Origin of the sequence: Sphingobacterium puteale, assembly GCF_050986225.1 — a bacterium.
GTDB lineage: Bacteria > Bacteroidota > Bacteroidia > Sphingobacteriales > Sphingobacteriaceae > Sphingobacterium > Sphingobacterium puteale.
Genome location: NZ_CP158959.1, coordinates 4,842,035 through 4,864,894, shown reverse-complemented (window position 1 = coordinate 4,864,894; position 22,860 = coordinate 4,842,035). Strand labels below are relative to the sequence as shown.

Genomic DNA, 22,860 nt, shown 5'->3' with positions numbered 1-22,860 from the left:
GGAATAAAAATCAACTTAACAATTCTTTTATAAAACATTAACCATTTCTTGAAGTACTTTCCGGCTTTTTTAAAGACTTGTATATAAACAGCAGGCAAGAAAAGTGAAAAGAAGAATTTTTGAATCCTTAATCTATAGATATCAGCAGAACAAAGCCAACAAGGCTGAGCGGTCCCTGATTGATCGCTGGTACGATACGCTCGATCAGGAAGAACTTCCTGTAAAGGAGATAGATGAGGTTCGGTTGTGGAATAGTATACAGCAACGTATCGGAGGTACAGTTCCTAAAAAATCAGCGGTTCGGAAAATAAGCTATTGGAGTGGAGCAGTTGCCGCAAGCCTGCTGTTGTGCTTTGGTATTTTATTTTGGAAAAAACAGCAGGAACTTAATTTAATCGCAAAAGAAACGCATTTAAAACCGGGTTACCGGATTTTTGAAACAGGGGCCTCGCAACGTAAACGGGTACTTTTGGCCGACGGATCAACTGTCGTAATGAACGCCTATTCCAAAATTAAATTGGATACTGTTTCTTATGACAGGAGGGACCGTGTTGTGGAACTGTTAGCCGGAGAGGCGTTTTTTGAGGTCAAGAAAGATTCTACAAAGGCTTTTATTGTAAATACCCAACAAGTACAGACAACGGTCCTGGGAACCTCGTTTACCGTAAAAAACTACGCGGAATTGGATGATATATCGGTATCTGTATTTACAGGTAAAGTGCAGGTCACGGCCAATAATCATCCGTTGGGTGTGTTGACTCGTGGCGAAGAGCTCCGATATTCTAAAAATAACCACCATAGTAATCAGGAGGCTTTTGATCTGACGACACGTAATAGCTGGATTGAGGGGAGAGTTTACCTTAAGCAAAGCAGTTTTGCAGAATTGGCACTGGCGGTCAAAAATATCTATGATGTGGATATTAAAGCTGACGATGAGCGGATTGCTCAACAACGGTATAGCATGCCGATATCAAAGCAGCTTTCCTGGGCCGCAACCCTCGAAAGTATCAAAGCAATTCATCACAACAAATCCAGAAAGGAGGGCGGGATAGTGCATATTTACTAATGCGGGATAAAAAAAGAGCTGACGACGGCCATCGTCAACTCTGAATCATACACCATTTGGAGATGGTATAAATAACATATACAACAACTTATAGAGATATTATATACGCATACAAATTTATGAATTTTAAGCAATACGTTACGCAAAACGATATTAAGTTTATGATAAGGACATCGTTGGTAGGTTTACTTCTTTCGATCGTGTCGGCCGAAATGCTTTTTGCTTCGGGCGCATACGGCCAGTTACTCAATAAAAAGATTACAGTTTCTTTTAATGAATCCAATATTCCGGCAGCTTTCGAGCGTTTGGAAACCCAAAATATACATATCGCTTTCGATGCAACGAAATATAATCTGGCAAAGAAAAAGGTCAATGCCAAAATTTTCAAAAGCAACAGTGTCCGGGATATCATGTATTATCTGCTCAAAGAAACGAACTTGATGGCGCATGACAACGGGGTCTATATTACATTGGTTGAAAAGCCGGTAGAGCAGGATGGGCGGATCTCAGGTAAAGTGATTGATGATCGCGGTCAGCCGTTGGCTAATGCCAGCATCAAACTGATCGGTGCCAATAAATCAACCCAAAGCGGTATCGATGGTAGCTATGTGTTGAATGCCGAACCGGGAACCTACATACTGGAAGTCAGTTATCTCTCTTACCAGACCCAACGGATTGAGGGAGTCAAAATAGAGGCCGGACAACGGACAGGATTAAATATTGCCATGAAGGCGCAGGTAAATGCGTTGGAGACAGCTGTTGTCAGCGTATCGTTTAAAAAAGCTTCCGTAGCGGGATTGTATGCGGCACAAAAAAACGCAGCGTCGGTAACGGATGGTATTTCGGCTGAACAAATCTCCCGCACACCGGACAATGATATGGGACAAGTTTTGAAACGTGTTACCGGAGTGACAACGGTTAATAATAGAAACGTAATAGTACGGGGTATGTCGGACCGCTACAATCAGGCCATGCTGGATGGGGTCGTGATTCCAAGCACTTCGCAGAATAGACGTGATTTTTCCTTTGATATTATTCCGACAGAGATGGTGAGCTCGGTGGTGGTCAATAAAACAGCAACGCCAGATGTATCCGCTGAATTCTCGGGCGGACAGGTTTCGGTGAATACATTAGATATTCCGGAGAAGGATTTTACGACAATACAATATGGGATAGGCGGAAATTCCCGTACAACAGGCAAAGACTTTTACCGTCTTGGGGAGCGGCATACGAGTGAATATTTCGGTTTTTTTGACAAATCGTCAAAAATGCCCGATGGAATAAAGACTTGGCAGTGGAACAATCGGGCAATGCAATTAGATGCGCCTCCCGGTTATATTTTGACAGATCCAGAGTTAAATAATACACCCCTAAATCCTACAGAATACGGAGAGGGCGTGAAGTACAACGATTTGGATGCTATCGCACAATCTAAGCGTTTTAATAACGATGCATTGCGGCAATATAAGTATAAAGCATACCCTAATCAGAATATGCGCTTTTCGCTAGGACGGGTTTATGAATTAAATAATGGACAGCGATTGGGCTTTGTGGCATCCGCAAATTTTAGAAACGAGCAAAACATCATTGCATTTAATAATGTGCGTAATTCCGTAAGTATTAATAATTATATTGATAGTGTAGGTCTCGGTGACAATGGAGCAGGGACATCCTATCGCTTCAATAGCAGTGGAGGATTAATGGCCAATATGGGCTGGCAAGGACAAGCTTTTAAAGTTTCCTTAAAGAATATGTATGCGCGTACATACAGTGATATTTATAATGAGTCTATTCAAAAACCCTATAATGATTCTAATCCGGAAGTAAGCAAATTGATTTATCAATTGCCTGAAGCAATGTCTTTGCAGCAACACCAGTTGGTTGGAGAGTATCAATTGCCGTGGGAAATAAAAGCTGAAGGAATGTTCACTATTAACAAAATCAAACAACAAATTTTAGACGAACGAAAACTTTCCTATAGGGTAACTACGACGATAGATAATATTCCTTATTTTCAAACCCCTGGCCTAATGACCCACAGAAGCTCATCTGTAGCGGGGGTTTTCAAAGACTCGCGGAGATGGACAAATATAGATGAGACGGATTATAATTGGAGTACGGCATTTTCGAGAAAATTCGGAATGAATACAGCCATGCCAACGTTGGTGAAATTAGGTTATCAGGCTTGGTCGAAAAAGAGAGCGCTGGATTTATTCAATTTTGTTCCTTGGACAAGATCTTGGGCGGAGGGTACCACGAATCAATTGCCTCCCCAAATCGAAATCCCTTACGATGAATTATTCGATACTAATAATATAGGCAATGGAAACGGCCAGGCTTATTATTATGCAGATGCCATAGGTGGTGGACGATTTTATGATGGTAAAATGGCGTCACAAGCGGTGTATTTGATGGCAGACCAAAAGTTATGGCATAAATTAAGGTTGGTATATGGTGTCCGTGCGGAGCATTTTAATTTAAACTCCCGACAAGAGGAATTATATAAAAGAACTTATCAGGATGAGCCGGATCCCAATGACGTGCAACGGCACCGTTTTGGCGTAAAAGAAAATAATTGGCGTTTCTTACCTTCGATTAATGCTACCTACAACGTAACACCTGATTTCAATATTCGGAGTAGTTACGCGAGGACTGTAATTAGGCCGGATTTTAGAGAAGTTGGCATGTTCGCCATGTATGATTATGAGTTAGACGGTTACGTTTATGGCGAGCAAGTTAAATCCACGTTGATCGATAATGTAGATATTCGATTTGAATGGTACCCCTCATCAGGTGAAATCATTTCTATAACAGGATACTATAAATACTTGGATAAACCCATAGAACTTGTTCATAGTGGGGGGAACAGTTATACTTTCGCCAATATGGAAAATGCGAAAAATCTTGGACTCGAAATGGAAGTCAGGAAAAATTTAACATTTCTGTCGGAAAAGGAGTGGTTTAAAAACTTATTTGTCTACGCTAATGGAACATTGCTCAAATCGAAAGTCAACGTATTAAGTCCTTGGGAATGGATCAATAATCCTGAAACTCAAGTTGCTGAGCGCGTCCAACAGCGCTATCCCAATCAAGATAGACCACTGATGGGGCAGTCACCCTGGTTATTGAATCTAGGTGTAGGATATTGGGGTGAACTTTTTGGGGTAACAGCAAGTTATAATCATCGCGGGTACCGCACAAATTTAGCTAATGTTAATATGAATAATGTCGAATATGAGTTGGCTCCAAAACAATTGGACGCGCAGCTTTATACACGTTTTCTAAAGGGTAAGATGGAAGTAAAATTCAATATGGCCAACCTATTGGATGAATGGACGCGGTATTATATGAATATTCAAGATTATGATCAAGATGATACAAAATTTTATGTGTTGAAAAAAGGCAAATCTATAAAATATAATAAAGAGGGAGATATTATCACCTATCGCAGAAGAGATGGTCGAAGGTTTAATCTTTCAGTTAGCTATAATTTTTAAATAAAAAATACCTGCGCGAGGCAGTTTCATATCACTCCTTAATTATGTAATGAGTTCCGGGCTTGTCCAAATAGCACAACAGGAAGATAAAATAGAAACAAAAAATGAGTGATTGAAAACAACTATGCACCCTTATGAAATGCTATCCCATATGGCGCATAGTCTAAAAAATGATCTTGTGATGGCAAAACTAGTAATTATTTAACACAAAATGAAAAAAATCTTAACAGTAGCAAGCGTATGCGCAATCGCATTGGCTTCTTGTAACAAAGACAACGTAGGACCTAATTCAGATTTGAACGCTGGTTTGCCAAGTAAACCTCAAGCAACGATCCCAACAGATGCGTCTGGTATTATTACCAAAACGACATTATCTGCGGATACGGTATGGAAAATTGATGGTGTTGCTTTCGTAAAACCAGGTGCTACCTTGACAATTCAAGCCGGTACTTATATTACCTCTGGTGTTACCAAAGCATACAACGATGAAATCACTGGATTGACACAAAATATCAAAGGTGTTTTGGTTGTACCTAAAACAGCGAAATTGGTCGCTAACGGTACTGCTTCTGCGCCAATCGTATTTACTTCTCCAAATGCTGCAGGATCGCGTAACCCAGGTGATTTTGGTGGTGTTGTACTATTGGGTAGCGCAACGACCAATCAGGCTGCTACACGAAGAATTGAAGGTATTCCTCAGCCTGTAGGTGTAGATGTTACTTACGGTGGAACAAATGCTGCAGATAATTCAGGCTCATTGAAGTATGTACGTATTGAGTTTGCCGGTTACAACTTAACTGCTGATAATGAGATTAACGGATTAACTTTAGGTGGTGTTGGTACTGGTACTACGCTAGAAAATATCCAGGTATCTTGGGGTAAAGACGATGGATTTGAGTTCTTCGGTGGTACTGTAAATGCAAAATACTTAGTAGCATTATCGAATGACGATGATGACTTTGATTTCGATCATGGATACACCGGAACAATTCAATATGCCTTATCATTAAAGGATCCTAATTCAACAAATAGCACATCAAGCGGTAGCTCGGATTCAAACGGTTTGGAGTCGGATAACGAAGGTACAGCACCATATGCAGCAACACCTAAGACTCGTCCCGTATTGAAAAATTTCACATTCTTGGGTATTAAAGATGCTAGTGTAGCTACGACTAAGCTGAAATTTGGTAACCGTTGGAGAAGAGCTTCACAGTATGATATTCAAAATTCGATTATCGCAGGTTATGCGACAGGTGCTGCATTCCAAGATGGCGCAACAGGTACATTTACGGGTAATGTTATACATGCGTATACAGCAGCTTTCAGTGGTGCAACACCAGCTGGAAATCAAACAAATGTTTCAACAGATGCTGCTGCTTATTTGAAACTAGCAGGCGGTGTTAATATTTTTTATCCGACAGCGACTTTGTTTAATCCTGCATTTCTAAGACCACTTTCTACATCACCAGCCTATGGCAATGGAACGACAACGTATAGTGGTGCATTTCATCCAACAACTGCTCCTTGGACTGCAAACTGGACTCAATTTGCTCCAAAAACTTATTAATATTGATTATTTAATTGAGTGAGCCATACAATGGCTCACTTCTTTATCCTTTATAGATGATTAAAAATTTATTTCTCTGTTTTATAGTCCTTTGGGTTGGGGCGCTATTGTCTTCCTGTCAAAAAGGTGAACCTATTGTAGAAAATGAAGAACTAGCCCGGATTGCTTTTAGATCCTATAGCACTGCGTCGGTGGATGTAAAAAGAGTAACGATAGATGGAAAAGTTGCTAATCCAAGCGATGCTAATTTTATTTTTATACGAAATAAAGATGCCGATTCTTCATTGGTCGTTGCGTATGATAGCAAGGATCAGGTTGTCCTAGAACAACGTCTCGCCCTCAAGTCAGGCTTAAATACTTTTGGTGTGCATAGCAAAAGTCCCATTGATCCTTCACTCGTTGTCGGGCCCAACCCCTTAGGAGATGATGTCGAATCGATTCCGGGTGTGAGGCAGGTAAAGATATTAAATTATAACCAGACGATTTCACCAAATGGCGAGCCGATTCGATTGGCGATTTATCAAGGTAAGCCTGTCTATGATGAAAGTTGGGGAATGGATATGGTCAAGTATGACGAAAATCCAATCCTGATTACCGACTTGATATCAGATAAAATTCCCGAAGAATTTATCAAAATACCGATTGACGCTACTTTTGTGCCAAAGGCGCAAGTATTAGATAAGGATTTAAAACCGATCCTTATAGATGGACAAAAAGTCTTTTTGTTTTTTAATTTTTCGGTAGATATCGGTATTGTATATCTCCCTCAAAAAGAATCCGATGCATATTTTGATGTTGATGCATTCTCAGAAATTGGAGGGATAGGCTATGGTTTGGATAATATCTGGCTACAGAAATAAAACTCATTACAAAATAAACACAGATACCCGTCAACACTTACATCAATGGTAAACCATTAATTCAAAAAAATAGTCATTATGAAAGGCATCAATGCTATAAAACATCGCAATTTATTTGCTATCTCCCTGAAAATTCAGGGAGATGTAGATCAGTCCGTTGATGCGGCTGCGCTGCTAGCCTTACGGAATGAAATGGCGGAGCTGAATGAACTTTATCGGCAATATTTGGAACTGTTGCAGCAGCTGGAAGACATCGTGCAGGACTATGAATCGAAGGAACGAACCATTCGTTCGAAAATCTTGTCTCCTTCTCTTCGCAAGTTAGCCAAAAACGGGCAAACTGGGGCTGATCTCCGTATGGTCATTACCTCATTAAATTCCTGCGCACACTGATAAAACTACTTTTCGGTCTTGTCTTGTGCGCTAACTTCAATAAATATTGTCTGATAGCTACTTCCCATATAATGGGGAGCTATATTACTGGTTTTTTCTGTTGTATTATTGGCAGCGCTTTTGGCCCCCGGTTTTTTATTGCTGATTGCTCGTAATACTTCCCGAATCAATGGATCTCTGGTGTCACCTATTGGGGCCAAAGGTAAAAAGGCAAATTCGTCGATCTTGGTAGAAGGAGTAATTCCATCGCTATAATCTCCCTGTCCCACTTTATTGTAGATTTTATAAATCATAGGGATCAAATGCCAGGCTCGTTCTGTACCATGGATTTCTTCGGGGGTGGATATGGTGGTCGAAGCCATATCCTTTCCGTACGTTTTGTCTCCAATTTGAATCACCTGTATATAGGGACGCAATCCATTGATTAACATTTCGGATGCAGATGCCGTATTTGGTCCCGTGAGCATATAGATTCTTTTTAAATGTAAACCTTGCTTTAAAATTTCTGTTGCCATAAATGAATAGCCGTCGGGCTGTCCTTGCAACGCAGCTGCAAAGCTGTCTGCTTTATTTTTGAGATTTTTGTTGCCTTGGTATTTGGCAAAAATGTCATTTTCTTTGATATCTGCCAATAAGAGCGCGCAAAACGCGGCAAAAGCGACTTGGCCACCTGGATTGTAACGTAAATCGACAACAAGTTCCTGTACCTGTTGGGACTTGAAATTTTGAACTGCTTCCAATAATGAATAAGCTCCGCTAAAGTCAAATTGACTTAAGAACATATAGCCTACTTTGGGGGAGGAGGAGATGAGCTTGGCGGTATAGAGGATGGGCTGCGAAATATAAGAAGAGGGGAGGATAAATATTTTGCCATCGTTTCGCGTCAATTGCATTGCTGGTAAAAGCAAGGATTGGCTTAGTAGGGATTTCAGGTTGCTGTGACCAATGGGCTCGTTGTTGATGTGGGTGATGTTGTCTCCCCGTTTGAGTCCCATTAAATCCCCTTCGCTGAAGGGAACAACTTGAGTGACAAGTTGGATGGTTTTGTCGGTTGTTTGGAGTTGCACCATATCGAACCCAAAAGTGTTCGTTAAAGTATTACCATAGGTGTCGCTGTTGAGTGTCTGTAATATGCCGGAGTAACGGTCGTCTTGAAATAGAATACCTTTAAAAAATAGATCTGGAGCTTGCTGATAGTCGTTTGGTTGTCTGATTTTATCATTCCAATAATAGTATTGTCGCATCTGTTTCAGTGTCCATTGATTGATCGCTTCATTTGAGCCTGGTTCGTTTAGGGGCGGATCTTTTTCACAAGCGGAAAAAATCAGCGAAAAAAGGGCCAAAACAAGAACTTGTGGTTTACGCATTTTTTATGATCTTAGCTTAATAAAAATACGGATAATGTAAGTTTTGTTGGTGTTATCTTTTTGTTTTTCAAATGTTTATTTACTTTAAACACAAGAGAGTTATCAGATTTAGTCTATTGATTCCATAAAAAAAGGCATCACTTGAAAGTGATGCCTTTTGGCTGTATAGATCGAATAATATCGATTAATAAAGTGTAAACTCTACACGACGGTTTTGTTGACGACCATCAGCAGTTTTATTGGATGCAATTGGTTGGTCAGGACCATAACCTGTAGCTTCGATGCGTGAAGCATTTGCGCCTTGAGATACCAAGTAAGCTTTCACTGACTCAGCACGCTCTTTGGATAAGCGCATATTCAATTCGCGTGAACCTGTGTTATCTGTGTGCCCGGCTAATTTCAAGCTAAAGTTTTTCTCGATCAACAATTCAGCTACTTTGTTTAATGTTGCGTATGAAGTAGGACGGATCGTCGATTTGCTTAGATCAAACTCTAAGTTTTTGATCGCATCAGCGACAACTTTCTTGTCTGCTTCTGTGACAACAACTTTCTCTACGACTCTAGTTTCGTTTTTTACTGTGATTGGACAGCCGGCACCATCTACCTGCACACCAGAAGGTGTTCCTGGACATTTATCGTATTTGTTTGCAACACCGTCACCGTCATCATCTTTCAGGTCACTGTTCAAACCATCCAATTGACTTTGTAAGGCTTGGTTTTTTGCGTTTAACGCATCATTTTGAGCTTTTAAGTCATCGTATTTTACCGTATAATCACTTACTAGGGTCGCTACAGGGTTTGAATTGTTCAAGGCTGGTTTGCTACCGCTACCCAAAGCAAACTCTAAACCTGCGTGTGCGTAAGTGAACAAGTCGTTTTTGTCAATTTTTGGTCCGCCAGCTGGGTTAGCCAAATTGTCGAAGCGTTGATTTACCCAGTTCAGCTGATAACCCAATTCAAAATTGATGCCTTTTGCAACGGCAAATTTAAAACCGAAATCAGCAGGTACAAAGATTTTTGAATAAGAATCGCCATACTCACCTCTGTTTCCTCCGGTAATTCCAGCGGTTTCGGCATTCATTACACCCACACCAATAGATGCGTAAGGTTTGATGAAGCTATTGAAGAATCTCCAGTTGGTATTGGCCGCTAAAAATTCTCCAGATAAAGCTACTGACCAAGGAGTTTTTGTTTCAAAACCGGTTTGCTTGTCATCAGCTGTATAGCCAGAGGTTTTGCCGCCAAAATAAGTTGCCTTGATTCCGAACGAAGGTGAGATTTGCTTTTTGATATAGGCACTGTAACCTAGGTTCCAGTCCAGTTTGTCATAACCTCCATTATTTAACTTGGCAATGTTTTGTAAGCTAGTTACACCAGCGCCCACACCGATGGACCAAGTTCTGTATTGTGTTGCCGGACCAAATGGAGTTGTGCCTTCAATTGATGACTGCTTTGCGCTTTGTGCAAAGGATGCGGTCGAGATAATTCCTGCCGCGATTAGTAATCCTGATTTTTTAAGGCTAATTTTCATAATGTGTTCTTGTAAAATTTTCTACTATAAAATTCTTGTTAAATTAATTCATTGACTACTCTTGCAATAAATTTGCCAAAAATTATTTGGTCAATCTATTCGGCCGAAAAAATTTGGCACCTCAATTTCAAAAGCCATGTGCTTAACAATATTTTCAGTAAAAATGTTTTGAAAAAAAGTTTTTCTACTTTTTGTAATCAAAATCACATCAATGTCTTCATCTCTGATAATCGTATGTATTCCGTTTGCGATGTTCTCTCGTGAACCGGCGAAATAGCTCGGCACTTTGACAATATATGAAATGTCTTCAATGCCTGTTTCAGCAATAATCTGTTCAATCCATTTTTCGAGTTTTTGGCCTAATGTATTGATTTCTAGTTCACTTTTGTTGATATGGATAAGTTGTAAATGAAAGTTTTTTCCATACAAAGGAATCGCTTGCTTAAGCACTTCAAGCTCACCGGGCTTAAAATTAGTCAGTAATGCAATGTTATCTTTTTTTAATTTTACGGCATTTTTTGGGATTGCCAATACGGGAATTTTTGACTCTTTAATAACGTCATAAGTGTTGCTTCCGATTAGTACAGATTCGAGTCCGGTAACTCCTTTTGTTCCCATAATCACGGCCCGATAGCTATCTTTTATCTCTTGTTTATCCAAAGATTCTGCTAAAATCCCGTTCGTAAAAAGAGTAGAAATTTTTAACGAAGGATATTTTTGTAGCAGTTCGGCGACAAGTTCCTCCATCTTACGATGAGCCTCACCTTCGGTCGGGTCTACTAAATGCTTCGCATTTGCAAATTTATTGATATGTGAAGTGAAGGAGTGAAAGAGTGTAATTTCATCATGTGTTTCCTGCGCGATCTGGGCTGCATAGGCTGCTGCGATTCGTGCATTTTCGGAAAAATCTACGGGTATTAATAATTTAGACATAGCGATATACTTAATTATGCTTTGGTAAAAAATATTGGAACTAAAGGATGGCTAAACAATGCTTTTGCCACTGATCGGGTGAAAGCACGTTCAAAAAATGATTTTCGCGAACGTGTCACCAGTAATATCTTGATCTTTTCAGCATGGATCATTTCATTGATGACCTCAGGGACGGTGTCGAGATCTTCAATATCTCCCTGTATCGAGTCGACTTCAATAGCGATGTTGGTGACGCCGATATATTTTTTGATTTTATATTTCCACACTTCCAACTTGTCTTCAATCCGGTTTTCTGAAGAATGATCATAATGTACATGCATCAGTTTTAATTCAAAATCTTTGCCCATGATATTGACAAAATCCCGAACCGTCTGCACTTCTTCTTCCTTGAAATTGGACAATAAACCAACTTTGTCAAGTTGTTCAAATGACACCTCTGCGGGGATGGCCAAAACGGGAATTTTTGATTTTTTACTAATGACATAGGTTGTACTGCCGATAAGTTGACTGTCATCATTTGTAATCCCTTTTGTGCCCATAATCACGAAATCAAAGCGATCAGGTGTAGCGATATCAGGTAAAGTTTCTGTTATCATGCCGCGCTCACATTGGGTCGTAACCTCAAGAGCAGCATTCATGGACGTTATCTGTTCGGCAAGCTTCTTAATCAGAATATCAGCTTTAAATATAGGACTCTGTTTACCTGTGGAACCTGTTTCCTCCTCGAATACAGCGGAAGCTGAAGTGTAATTGTGGTAAAGGTGAATGCTGTACCCTTTCTGAGTTGCCAGACCCACAGCGTAATTTACCGCATTGTTAGAATGTGCCGAAAAATCTACGGGTAGTAGAATGTTTTTTTTCATTGGAAGGAATTTTATCTGCGCTATCTTATCTTAAATTTCTATTTCGGTATAGGGTAACTATTCAAAAGAATCGTTGTTGAGGCCCCTTATCCCTATCAAATGTAATAAAACAAATGCAATTGTGGATGGGTATCAGTCAAAATGTTTTTATTGTTAAACGTATTGGAACTAATTATGATGATACAAAGTTGGATAACATTTAATGCTTTTAAAATGATGTATTTAATGTATAATGATGATTACCGTCATCTTGAAAATAGAATAACCCTGTCCGCCTGAATCTTAAGTCCTGATCTTTTTGTTAGAAAAGTCAATTTTCTATGCAGAAGATAGGCTGTTAAAATCGTTGAATCGAGGTTATTATCTGGTATTCTACATTGCATAACAGACCAATTTTGAGTAAGTTTGCACATATTTTTAGATAATTAAATGACAAGTAGAGAAATTCGTCAAGCCTTTTTAGACTTTTTTAAAAGCAAGGGGCATCAGATAGTACCTTCAGCACCAGTAGTTGTAAAAAATGATCCGACATTGATGTTTACCAATGCAGGGATGAACCAGTTCAAGGATTTATTCTTGGGAGAAGCACCGATTAAGTTTCCGCGTGTTGCTGATACGCAGCGCTGTTTGCGTGTTTCAGGTAAGCATAATGATTTAGAGGAAGTTGGTATAGATACTTACCACCATACCTTATTCGAGATGTTAGGAAACTGGAGCTTTGGCGATTACTTTAAGATGGAAGCTATTGCTTGGGCCTGGGAGCTATTGACCGAAGTCTATAAGCTCGACAAAGATCGTTTATATGTGACCATTTTTGAAGGCGATGCAACTGAAGGTTTGAACAGAGACATGGAAGCATTCGATTTCTGGAAGCAGTGGATAGCCGAAGATCGTATCTTGCTTGGCAACAAAAAGGACAATTTCTGGGAAATGGGAGAGACCGGTCCTTGTGGACCTTGTTCTGAAATCCATTTTGATATGCGTAGTACGGAAGAACGGGCACAGGTTTCAGGACAAAGCCTTGTCAATGCAGACCATCCACAGGTGATCGAAATCTGGAATTTGGTCTTTATGCAATTCAACCGCTTGAAAGATGGTTCACTCCAAACTTTACCCGCGAAACATGTGGATACAGGGATGGGCTTTGAGCGTCTTGTCAGATGTATTCAAGGCAAAACCTCAAATTATGATACAGATGTCTTTACGCCGACCATTGATTTTATCGCTGCCAAGTCAGGGATAAAATATGGCTTAGACGAAAAGAGTGATATCGCAATGCGCGTGGTATCTGATCATATTCGTGCCGTTAGTTTTGCGATAGCGGATGGACAATTACCCTCTAATAACAAAGCGGGCTACGTAATCCGACGTATTTTACGCCGTGCTGTACGTTATGCTTATACGTTTTTGGGATTTAAAACGCCATTTATTCATGAGCTTGTTCCGGTACTGGCAGTACAATTCAGCGGTGTATTTGATGAATTGATCCAACAGCAGGATTTCGTGCAGAAAGTAATCTTGGAGGAAGAGGTTTCATTTTTAAGAACCTTGTCCACTGGTGTACAACGTTTTGAAAATTACGTGGAAGATCATACACTTATTAATGGTGACTTTGCGTTCGAATTATACGATACTTACGGTTTTCCAATTGATCTAACTGAATTATTAGCGCGGGAGAAAGGATTGTCTGTTGATATGGATGGTTTTAAACAGGCACTTCAGATTCAAAAAGATCGCTCGCGGGCGGCAACAGCGATAGATACTGGTGACTGGGTTATCGTTAATGATGATGAGGGCTTCGAATTTGTAGGCTATGATACATTGACAGCAAAGACAGAAGTCGTAAAATACCGTAAAGTTGTCGCAAAAAATAAAGAACAATACCAACTGGTACTTTCTGTCAGTCCATTTTATGCAGAAGGAGGAGGTCAGGTAGGCGACTCCGGTGAATTGATTTCGGAGGAAACGGGCGAAAAGATCTACATTACGGATACAAAAAAGGAAAATGGAATCTTCGTCCATTTTACCAATAAGTTGCCATTGGATCTTAACGGAACCTTTATCGCCGAGGTTGACAGCACCAAAAGATTGGATACGGAGAATAATCACTCCGCAACCCATCTATTGCATGCTGCACTAAAACAGGTATTAGGTACACATGTAAATCAAAAAGGTTCATTGGTCAATGCGGATATCCTACGTTTTGATATTTCTCATTTTGCAAAGATGAGTGAGGATGAGATCAAACAGGTAGAGGATATCGTAAATGCTAAAATTCGTGAGAATATCCCGTTGAAAGAAGAACGGAATGTACCTTACCAACAGGCTTTGGATTCAGGTGTAACAGCTTTGTTTGGTGAGAAATACGGTGATTTTGTTCGTGTGATTACTTTTGAAGACCAATTCTCCAAAGAGTTATGCGGGGGAACCCATGTGAAAGCAACGGGGCAGATCGGATTCTTTAAGATTGTTTCTGAATCGGCTGTTGCTGCGGGAGTACGTCGTATTGAAGCGATTACGGGGACGCGTTCAGCCGCAGTAATTCGTGAGCATTTTGAATTGGTACATCATTTAAAAGAACTCATGAACAATCCAAAGGACTTTGTATCAGCCTTGGGTAAGATCATCGACGAAAATGGTGCACTGAAAAAGGAAATTGAGAAAAGTATTACCGAGAAATCTTTGGCGTTGAAATCGGATCTGGAAGCAAAGATAGAGCAGGTTGGTGATGTCAACTTTTTATCGACTCTGGTTGATCTCCCTAATGCAGAAGCGGTAAAAACGTTAGCCTATGCTGTAAAGGGAGCTGTCAATAATTTGTTTTTGGTTATAGGAGCAGAATTCGACGGGAAACCAAGTTTAACTGTTGTTATTTCAGATGATTTAGCAAAAGAAAAAGGTTTGAATGCAAGCAATATCGTCCGTGATCTGGCAAAAGATATCCAAGGCGGCGGTGGCGGGCAACCTTTCTTTGCGACAGCGGGAGGTAAAAATTCTGCGGGATTAAAAACCGCGATTGAACGTGCGAAGGAATTTTTAAGTTAAATTTGCGTATTTAAATCGGAGACTTAGGATACTTATTTGAATAAGTTTCAAGTTTATCGGAAGTCTCTCCGAAAATTCTATGCTATGAAACTATCCTAATTATCCAAACCGGGTGTAACGAGCTCGTAAATTTGACTGAAGAGCAATTTATGAATGAATAATAACAAGGGTGGAAAGCAATAAATAGGATAGTTTCTACAATAAAAAAGGAAACCGAGTGCTATTAACATCCAGTTATGGATGGACTTGAAGCGCTTACAAAACGATATATAGATGAAAAAGGCAGTTTTTTTAGTAGCTGGAGTGGTTGGATTGATGTTTGGTTGCCAGAATAAAGAGCAGTTTACCATCGAAGGAAATATAGAAAACCCCGGTAATATAAAAGTTATCTCCTTGTACGAAGGGGATACCAAGCTGGATTCTATGTTTTTTGGCGATAATAACAAATTTCAGTTTGTGCGTCAAGCGAGTCAATCTAGGCTGTTGTCGTTACGCGTCGGTAAAAATCGTTATGATCTTATCGCTTCTCCGGGTGAGACAATTTCATTTAAAGCCGATTTGCATAAGGACGTCAATGATTATCTTGTTGAAGGATCTGAATTGTCGAAAACAATACAGCCATTTGCTAAGGAACGGAACCATCGCGATTATGTGCAAGATTCTCTTCAGGGTGTCTTTTCCAAATTAACAGCGAATTCGACTGCTGACGAAATAGAAAAACTTCGTGCAGAATATAAAGCCAAATTTGCGAATGAACTTCGTAACTATACCAGCAAGGCGGTTGATTTTTCCAGTAAGCATAATGATCTAGCTGGATTTTACGCCATCTCAACACTGGATCCTGAAGTAGCAGAGGCAGAAATAATTGCTTATGCAGATAAAATTAAAAATGAATTTACGGAAAATAGATATGTGACGCAGTTTAAGGAAGAAACCCAAAAACTGAAGAAAATGGCTATTGGTCAACCGGCACCGGAACTTACATCTTTTACACCTACTAACAAGGAAGTAAAGCTGTCCAGTTTCAAAGGGAAATATACTTTAGTGGACTTTTGGGCCTCTTGGTGTATGCCCTGCCGTCAGGAAAATCCGAACCTCGTCAAGTTGTATAATGCTTATCATACCAAAGGTTTCGATATTCTATCTGTTTCATTTGACGACAATCCCGGTTCGTGGATGCGGGCTATTGCAGACGATAAACTTACTTGGACCCATGTGTCTGACTTGAAAGCTTGGACTTCACCGGTTGTAATAGACTATCGTGTCAAGGCTTTGCCAACATCCTATATCCTCGATCCGAACGGTATTATCGTTGCAAAGAACTTGCGTGGCGAAGAGCTGGCAGATTTTCTGAAGAAAACAATTAAGTAATCAATGTGTTATTGTTAATTGAAATATTACTTAATGATTTGGTAACATTAGATTAACCGATTGTTATCATTTTGTTCATATTTTAGCAAAAAAATAAGACAAATGAGTTCTTCGAAACAAAAGATTTTAATTGTTGATGACGAAAAGGATATCTTGGATTTAATTGCATTCAACTTAAATCGTGAAGGTTATCAGGTCTCTACAGCGCACAATGGAGAAGAGGCAATACAAGTTGCCAAACAAGTAAACCCGGATCTGATCATCCTCGATGTGATGATGCCCAAGATGGACGGTATTGAAGCTTGTCGCATCATGCGCGCGATGCCTGAATTCAAAAATACCTTTATGGTATTTTTGACTGCCAGAAGTGAAGAATATTCGGAAATTGCCGGATTTCATGTTGGAGCGGATGATTATATTGCCAAGCCAATTAAGCCCCGAGCGCTGATGAGCCGCATCAATGCGATATTAAGAAGAAATGCGTCGGAGGAGTCTGATTCTTCTGTACAGGACAAAATCGAGATCGCGGATCTGGTGATAGACAGAGATTCCTTCCTAGTCTACAAAGGAGAGCAAAAGATTGTGCTTGCCAAAAAGGAGTTTGAATTACTCTACCTGTTGGCATCCAAACCCAATAAAGTTTTCACAAGAGAACAGATCCTAAAAAGTATCTGGGAGGACTCAGTGGTTGTCACCAACCGTACGATAGATGTACATATCCGTAAGCTCCGTGAAAAAATAGGCGACGATTATGTGACCACTGTAAAAGGAGTAGGTTACAAATTTGATAAAGAATAAAAGAAGAGGCTTAGGCCTCTTTTTTGTTTCCAGCCCGGATTTTTGTGCTTTTTTTAGAAAAAGCCGATGTGTTATGATCCAATAGGTATAAGGATGGATGTTATCTGCTTTTTGTCGCCTTAATAGGACAACTCTTTTGAACAGATAACTTGGTATCACGACAACAAATCTTTACTTTTGACAGATACCAAAGTAAAGAGATCAACATGTCATCTATTCTTATAAAATCTGCACAACTTGTTAACGAAGGTAAAGTTGAGGCTGCTGATGTATACATCAGCAATGGTCGAATCGAAATGATCGCACAGGAGATTAACCATCCTGCGGATCAGGAAATCAATGCTGAGGGACTGCACATGTTTCCTGGATTAATTGATGATCAGGTTCATTTTAGGGAGCCCGGATTAACTTATAAAGCGGATATCTGGCATGAAAGTCGGGCTGCGGTTGCAGGTGGGACAACTTCCTTTATGGAGATGCCAAATACGGTTCCCAATACCTTGACACAAGAACTGCTTCAGGATAAATATGATATTGCAGGAAAGAATGCATTAGCCAATTATTCATTCTTTATGGGAGCCGCTAACGATAATTTAGAGGAGGTCCTGAAAACCAATCCACGTAATGTCTGCGGTATAAAAGTATTTATGGGATCGTCCACTGGCAATATGTTGGTCGATAATGAAAAGGCCTTAGAAGGTATTTTTGCTAACGCTCCGACATTAATTGCGACACACTGTGAGGACGAAGCAACGATCAAGGCTAATCTGGCAACATTCAAAGAAAAATATGGTGAAGATGGATTGAAGATTGAAATGCATCCCTTGATCCGCTCTGAAGAGGCTTGTTACCTGTCTTCATCCAAGGCTGTGGAATTAGCCAAAAAGCATGATACGAGATTACATATTTTACACATATCAACAGCAAAAGAGATTGAGCTATTTCGGAATGATATTCCATTAAAGGACAAGAAAATTACGGCGGAAGCCTGTATCCATCACCTTTGGTTTTCTGATCAGGATTACGCGACAAAGGGAAATTTTATTAAGTGGAATCCGGCTGTTAAGACGGCCAATGATCGTGATCATATTCTTAAAGCGGTATTGGATGGACATATTGATGTCATAGCGACAGATCATGCCCCACACACAATCGAGGAAAAAACACAGCCATATGCATCTGCTCCTAGCGGTGGCCCCTTGGTTCAACATGCTTTACAAGCATTATTGGATATGGTCAAAGCAGGTAAAATGACCTTGGAACAATTGGTTCAAAAGTCAGCACATAATACGGCAACATTGTTTCAGGTAGAAGATCGTGGTTATATTTGTGAAGGTTATTGGGCGGATCTTGTACTCGTAGATTTGAATAAACCCTATACCGTCTCAAAATCAAATATTCTTTCTAAATGCGGATGGTCACCATTTGAAGGCCATACCTTTAGTTCAACCATCGAACATACTATTGTATCTGGTAAAGTTGCGTTTTCGAAAGGACAAATCATTGAAAAGGGCGCTGGTGAGCGACTGTTGTTCAATAGGTAATTAGCTTAATATGGAAAAAAGGGCTTTTATAAAATCAATTGCTTTGGGCGCATTGGCCATTCCGGTGTTAGGGGCTGGGCGCGCTACAGAAACCGTGACAGGCTTAAAAGAGCCAGCTACTTTGCTGGCAAAGAAGCTAAAGTTCGGTGATACGATTGGATTGATAACTCCCGCAGGTGTATTGGACGATGAGGAATCAATTACTATCGCTCGCGAGATCTTTGAAACATTGGGGTTTAAAGTGAAAGAGGGGAAACATATCCGTAGCCGTTATGGTAATTTGGCGGGGACAGATCAGGAGCGTATCGCCGATATACATGATATGTTTGCTGATAAGGCTGTCAAAGCAATAGTTTGTGTCAGGGGAGGCTCGGGAACTTCCCGTCTTCTGGACAGACTTGATTATAAGATGATCGCCCAAAATCCTAAAATTTTGTTGGGCTATTCAGATATAACGGCGTTAATTCTGGCTTTGTATGCGAAAACCGGACTTGTTGCTTTCCATGGTGCTGTCGGTATAAGCACATGGACGAAGAAGCTTGCCGATGCATTTAATGCGCAATTTGTAGCGAATAAACCTGCGGTATTTGAAAACCCTAAATCAAAAGGGGATAATATTGTACAGACGAAAGACCGGATAGCCACAATTTCTCCCGGTACTGTCGATGGCGTACTGCTTGGCGGAAATATGACGGTATTGACCGGATTATGTGGTTCGGCCTATCTACCCGATTTTAAGGATAAGATCCTTTTTATAGAGGAAGTGGATGAAGATATGGAACGTGTTGACCGGATGTTTTGTCAGTTGAAAAATGCAGGAATATTGGCGGTGATCAAAGGTTTTATTTTTGGGAAATGTACCAATTGTAAGCCGTCGGGAGGCTATGGCTCTGTGACATTGGATCAGCTATTCAATGATTATATCAGGCCCTTGAACGTGCCTGCTTATAGTGGAGCTATTATTGGACATATTGCGGAGCAATTTATCCTTCCGGTAGGTGCAAAGGTGAGAATGGATGCATCGCAGGGAACGATCACCTTACTTGAGGGAGCCTTAAAAGATTAAGATGAATTTAGTAAAAGAAGATTTTATCAAAGCCTTTTCTTTATATGAAGAAAAGGCTTTGCAGCATAGGCGATTTAATCATGCTGATATCTTGCCACTTTTGCAAGGAAATGAGATCAGTAAGCAATTTATTGTTGAAGAGATTGGACAGTCAGTAGAGGATCGTTCGATTTTTAGGTTGAAATATGGGCAAGGGCCCATAAAGATTTTGTTATGGTCGCAGATGCATGGGGACGAACCTACGGCAACAATGGCGCTGTTTGACCTGTTTAACTTTTTTAATGGGGAGACGGATGGTTTTGATAACTTTCGAAAGGAAATAGCGGAGAAACTGACTTTATATTTTATTCCGATGTTGAATCCCGATGGCGCAGAACGTTATCAGCGGAGAACGGCGATGGATGTGGATATGAATCGCGATGCACGTGCTGTTGCAACGGTGGAAGGCGCTCTTCTGAAAGCGCAGGCGATGTTACTAAAACCTGATTTTGCATTTAATCTCCATAATCAGAATAATTACTATAATATCCCTGGTGCCGCCACCCCAGTAACAATTTCCTTGTTGGCCCCAGCATATGATTATGCGAGATGTGTTAATACGGTTAGAGCAGATGCAATGCGGGTAATCGTGGGAATAAATAAGATACTGCAGGAATTTATTCCGAATGCTGTCGCGAAATATGATGATGAGCATACCCCCCGTGGTTTCGGGGACAATTTTCAAAAATGGGGTGCCAGTACCATTCTGATTGAATCAGGAGCCTACGCCGGTGACCCTGAAAAACTGGAAGTTCGAAAATATAATTTCATTGCGCTTTTACACGCCTTTCAGGAAATCGCGTCGGGATCCTATCTGGTACATGATATTGCAGATTACAACGCAATTCCCTTTAATGATGAAAAGCTTCATGATGTTTTGATTCGAAACTTATCCATCGAAAAAAATGGTAAAAGGATGTTGGTAGATGTGGCTATTCGACAAAATGAAAAAACTGTCGCGGGTGACTATTACGTAGAAGGTGTGATTGAGGATATTGGCGATTTGCAGGATTTCTACGGATATACCGATATTGATGTCGAAGGACTCCAATTTACTCCATCAAAAATGTATACAGACAAGATATTTTCACTGGCGGATTTAACTTCATCATTTGTAGAAAGTCTATTGAAACAGGGGTATGGAGCAATTGTGGTTTCTGATAATTTAGCGCAGACTAGGTTGCATTCTTTTCCTATCCAAGTATTGAGTGGTGCTAATTTCCAAGCTGAGAGCTGTCTTCGGTTAGGTGGTAGTGCTGATTTTTTTATTGGATCCGAAAAGGAGGTACAATATGCAGTGATAAATGGTTATCTGATCAATTTAACGCAATCGATTGATAATAAATCAAAAAATGTAGTGAAATAATACTGTTTTATCGCTTGAAGTAATAAATAGAGGCTGTCTTTTTGAGACAGCCTCTTTTTTGAAATGCTAATGAATTAATGCAGGAGAATACGTTATGGTTTATCCCACCATACTCTTGCATTAAGGCCGTCAGCACCTCCATATGGGAAAGCTGCAACAGCGGCATTGTAGTTCACTGTATTATTTGATGCCTCCTGGGTAGGGTAACCTTCTCTGCGTGGGATCAGATTCCCGTTAGCTCCGGCTGGTGCCGTTAATACAGGGAAACCTGTTCTTCGCCATTCTGCCCATGCCTCATACCCATTTAAGAAAAGATGGATCCAACGTTGCTCGGCTATCTGCTGTATGGCCGTAGCCGCGGAATAGGCGACAGCGGGTTGATTAATATAAGCGTCGATGGCAGAAGCAGAGGTCGCGTTGGCAGTCCATAAATTAATTGATTCTTTGATCGCATTTTTATAGTTGGTTTCAGCAACAGCATCACCCCCGCTTATCCAACCTAATTTCGCAGCTTCCGCCATTGCAAACAGTACTTGTGGGTAAGTAACCAGATTGACTGGAGAATTTTGCTGCCTAAGCTTTGCTCCCAATAACGATATTCCCGGAATATCACCCGAATTTCCAGCCGCTTTTCCATATTCTAAACCAACATATTCCCCAGATTGATTTTTATCACCATAAATAGGCAAACGCGGGTCATTTTTAGGTTTCATATAGTCCACTAAGGGCTTACTCAGTGCAAACCACTGACGTTCAAGACGTGTGAAGGAATTATACCAGAAATTTTCATGATCCTTTTCCGCCAAATGTGGGTAGGCAAAATTGTCAGTATTAGAAGCCATGACTCCGTCTGCTAAGGCGCTGACAAATTCCTGTTTACCCCAAGTGGCATCCACTTTAGACAAACGGAGTGCCATAAGAAGACGAATCGAATTGCCGACTTTCTTCCATTTGCTCATATTGCCATTGAAGATGATCTCATTTTTTAATGTGGCATTGGGATCTAGGTTTGCGCTTGCCTCTTTAAGCTGTTTGAAGAGGCTAGTGTAGATTTCTTTCTGTGTATCATATTTAGGAAGACGATTCTGACTACCCTTGAGTGCATCGCTATAAGGTAAATCTCCCCAACGATCGGTCATATGCAACATAAAATAGGATTCCAAGATATTAGCTAGTGCAATTTGGTTCACAGCGCTGCCCTCTGATTCACTTAATGTTCCATTTCTAGCTTTATCCTTTACTTCCTGAATATTTTTTAACGGACCCTTATACCAACTTTCAAAATTTAAATTGGTTGATATATACCTAGAGTTGTCTGTATATGTCGTTAATGATAAGTACTGAGGATAATGAACCCCCATCTGATTAGCCGTATTGGCACTCGTTCCTGATAGAAAGAACTCTGCATTCGCCAATAATTGCATGCCTGTCGCAGTGGAAGGGTTATTTGGATCTATATAATATGAATCGTCAAATTTTTTGCTGCATGATACCATCGTCGTTATAGCGGTAAAAACGAGGGCATATTTTAATAATGATAACTGTTTCATGATT

At 40.2% G+C, this 22,860-nt stretch carries 16 protein-coding genes; 11 read left to right on the top strand and 5 right to left on the bottom strand.

Features of this window, described 5'->3' with window-relative positions:
- Positions 1–103 precede the first annotated feature (103 nt).
- From ABTV71_RS20685 to ABTV71_RS20665, 5 genes are all read left to right on the top strand, one after another.
- Positions 104–1,066 carry a FecR family protein gene (locus ABTV71_RS20685; protein ID WP_433900892.1) on the top strand — a complete coding sequence of 321 codons (963 nt, stop codon included), beginning with the start codon at positions 104–106 and terminating at the stop codon, positions 1,064–1,066.
- 161 nt (positions 1,067–1,227) lie between these two features.
- Positions 1,228–4,563, top strand: coding sequence for a TonB-dependent receptor domain-containing protein (locus tag ABTV71_RS20680; RefSeq protein WP_433900891.1), 3,336 nt, complete (start codon positions 1,228–1,230; stop codon positions 4,561–4,563).
- Between the two features lie 211 nt (positions 4,564–4,774).
- On the top strand, positions 4,775–6,130 hold the full coding sequence (locus tag ABTV71_RS20675; protein WP_433900890.1) for a hypothetical protein: 1,356 nt from the start codon (positions 4,775–4,777) through the stop codon (positions 6,128–6,130).
- A gap of 56 nt (positions 6,131–6,186) precedes the next feature.
- A complete protein-coding gene (locus tag ABTV71_RS20670; protein WP_433900889.1) occupies positions 6,187–6,990 on the top strand; it encodes a hypothetical protein in 804 nt (267 codons plus the stop codon).
- A 78-nt stretch (positions 6,991–7,068) separates the two neighbouring features.
- Positions 7,069–7,383, top strand: a complete 315-nt coding sequence (locus tag ABTV71_RS20665) for a hypothetical protein (RefSeq protein ID WP_433900888.1) — start codon at positions 7,069–7,071, stop codon at positions 7,381–7,383.
- Between the two features lie 5 nt (positions 7,384–7,388).
- On the opposite strand, the gene ABTV71_RS20660 is transcribed toward ABTV71_RS20665, so the two are convergent.
- The 4 genes from ABTV71_RS20660 to ABTV71_RS20645 all read right to left on the bottom strand — a co-directional run bounded on the left by ABTV71_RS20660 (position 7,389) and on the right by ABTV71_RS20645 (position 12,077).
- Positions 7,389–8,750: a S41 family peptidase gene (locus ABTV71_RS20660; RefSeq protein WP_433900887.1), complete on the bottom strand. Its 1,362-nt coding sequence runs from the start codon at positions 8,748–8,750 to the stop codon at positions 7,389–7,391.
- A gap of 184 nt (positions 8,751–8,934) precedes the next feature.
- On the bottom strand, positions 8,935–10,281 hold the full coding sequence (locus ABTV71_RS20655) for an OmpA family protein (protein ID WP_121122241.1): 1,347 nt from the start codon (positions 10,279–10,281) through the stop codon (positions 8,935–8,937).
- Between the two features lie 90 nt (positions 10,282–10,371).
- Entirely contained in the window at positions 10,372–11,214 is an 843-nt protein-coding gene (locus ABTV71_RS20650; RefSeq protein WP_433900886.1) for a universal stress protein, read from the bottom strand.
- A gap of 14 nt (positions 11,215–11,228) precedes the next feature.
- Complete coding sequence (locus tag ABTV71_RS20645) at positions 11,229–12,077, bottom strand: universal stress protein (protein WP_121122236.1); 849 nt, start codon at positions 12,075–12,077, stop codon at positions 11,229–11,231.
- A gap of 429 nt (positions 12,078–12,506) precedes the next feature.
- Here ABTV71_RS20645 and alaS point away from each other — a divergent pair, with 429 nt between their 5' ends.
- The 6 genes from alaS to ABTV71_RS20615 all read left to right on the top strand — a co-directional run bounded on the left by alaS (position 12,507) and on the right by ABTV71_RS20615 (position 21,306).
- A complete protein-coding gene (gene alaS, locus ABTV71_RS20640; protein ID WP_433900885.1) occupies positions 12,507–15,122 on the top strand; it encodes an alanine--tRNA ligase in 2,616 nt (871 codons plus the stop codon).
- A 273-nt stretch (positions 15,123–15,395) separates the two neighbouring features.
- Positions 15,396–16,493: a TlpA family protein disulfide reductase gene (locus ABTV71_RS20635; protein WP_121122233.1), complete on the top strand. Its 1,098-nt coding sequence runs from the start codon at positions 15,396–15,398 to the stop codon at positions 16,491–16,493.
- A gap of 102 nt (positions 16,494–16,595) precedes the next feature.
- Positions 16,596–17,291, top strand: a complete 696-nt coding sequence (locus ABTV71_RS20630; RefSeq protein ID WP_121122230.1) for a response regulator transcription factor — start codon at positions 16,596–16,598, stop codon at positions 17,289–17,291.
- A gap of 206 nt (positions 17,292–17,497) precedes the next feature.
- Entirely contained in the window at positions 17,498–18,835 is a 1,338-nt protein-coding gene (locus tag ABTV71_RS20625; RefSeq protein ID WP_433900884.1) for a dihydroorotase, read from the top strand.
- A gap of 10 nt (positions 18,836–18,845) precedes the next feature.
- Positions 18,846–19,901: a S66 peptidase family protein gene (locus tag ABTV71_RS20620; RefSeq protein ID WP_121122226.1), complete on the top strand. Its 1,056-nt coding sequence runs from the start codon at positions 18,846–18,848 to the stop codon at positions 19,899–19,901.
- A gap of 1 nt (position 19,902) precedes the next feature.
- Positions 19,903–21,306, top strand: a complete 1,404-nt coding sequence (locus tag ABTV71_RS20615) for a M14 family zinc carboxypeptidase (protein ID WP_433900883.1) — start codon at positions 19,903–19,905, stop codon at positions 21,304–21,306.
- 92 nt (positions 21,307–21,398) lie between these two features.
- On the opposite strand, the gene ABTV71_RS20610 is transcribed toward ABTV71_RS20615, so the two are convergent.
- On the bottom strand, positions 21,399–22,856 hold the full coding sequence (locus ABTV71_RS20610; RefSeq protein WP_433900882.1) for a SusD/RagB family nutrient-binding outer membrane lipoprotein: 1,458 nt from the start codon (positions 22,854–22,856) through the stop codon (positions 21,399–21,401).
- Between the last annotated feature and the right edge of the window lie 4 nt (positions 22,857–22,860).

What these genes read in the sequence shown, in the direction of transcription:
- ABTV71_RS20670 (WP_433900889.1), top strand. Translation starts at nt 6,187, where the DNA reads ATGATTAAAAATTTATTTCTCTGTTTTATAGTCCTTTGGGTTGGGGCG.
- ABTV71_RS20650 (WP_433900886.1), bottom strand. Translation starts at nt 11,214, where the DNA reads ATGTCTAAATTATTAATACCCGTAGATTTTTCCGAAAATGCACGAATC.
- alaS (WP_433900885.1), top strand. Translation starts at nt 12,507, where the DNA reads ATGACAAGTAGAGAAATTCGTCAAGCCTTTTTAGACTTTTTTAAAAGC.
- ABTV71_RS20660 (WP_433900887.1), bottom strand. Translation starts at nt 8,750, where the DNA reads ATGCGTAAACCACAAGTTCTTGTTTTGGCCCTTTTTTCGCTGATTTTT.
- ABTV71_RS20665 (WP_433900888.1), top strand. Translation starts at nt 7,069, where the DNA reads ATGAAAGGCATCAATGCTATAAAACATCGCAATTTATTTGCTATCTCC.
- ABTV71_RS20620 (WP_121122226.1), top strand. Translation starts at nt 18,846, where the DNA reads ATGGAAAAAAGGGCTTTTATAAAATCAATTGCTTTGGGCGCATTGGCC.
- ABTV71_RS20655 (WP_121122241.1), bottom strand. Translation starts at nt 10,281, where the DNA reads ATGAAAATTAGCCTTAAAAAATCAGGATTACTAATCGCGGCAGGAATT.
- ABTV71_RS20675 (WP_433900890.1), top strand. Translation starts at nt 4,775, where the DNA reads ATGAAAAAAATCTTAACAGTAGCAAGCGTATGCGCAATCGCATTGGCT.
- ABTV71_RS20625 (WP_433900884.1), top strand. Translation starts at nt 17,498, where the DNA reads ATGTCATCTATTCTTATAAAATCTGCACAACTTGTTAACGAAGGTAAA.
- ABTV71_RS20680 (WP_433900891.1), top strand. Translation starts at nt 1,228, where the DNA reads ATGATAAGGACATCGTTGGTAGGTTTACTTCTTTCGATCGTGTCGGCC.
- ABTV71_RS20645 (WP_121122236.1), bottom strand. Translation starts at nt 12,077, where the DNA reads ATGAAAAAAAACATTCTACTACCCGTAGATTTTTCGGCACATTCTAAC.
- ABTV71_RS20630 (WP_121122230.1), top strand. Translation starts at nt 16,596, where the DNA reads ATGAGTTCTTCGAAACAAAAGATTTTAATTGTTGATGACGAAAAGGAT.
- ABTV71_RS20635 (WP_121122233.1), top strand. Translation starts at nt 15,396, where the DNA reads ATGAAAAAGGCAGTTTTTTTAGTAGCTGGAGTGGTTGGATTGATGTTT.
- ABTV71_RS20610 (WP_433900882.1), bottom strand. Translation starts at nt 22,856, where the DNA reads ATGAAACAGTTATCATTATTAAAATATGCCCTCGTTTTTACCGCTATA.
- ABTV71_RS20615 (WP_433900883.1), top strand. Translation starts at nt 19,903, where the DNA reads ATGAATTTAGTAAAAGAAGATTTTATCAAAGCCTTTTCTTTATATGAA.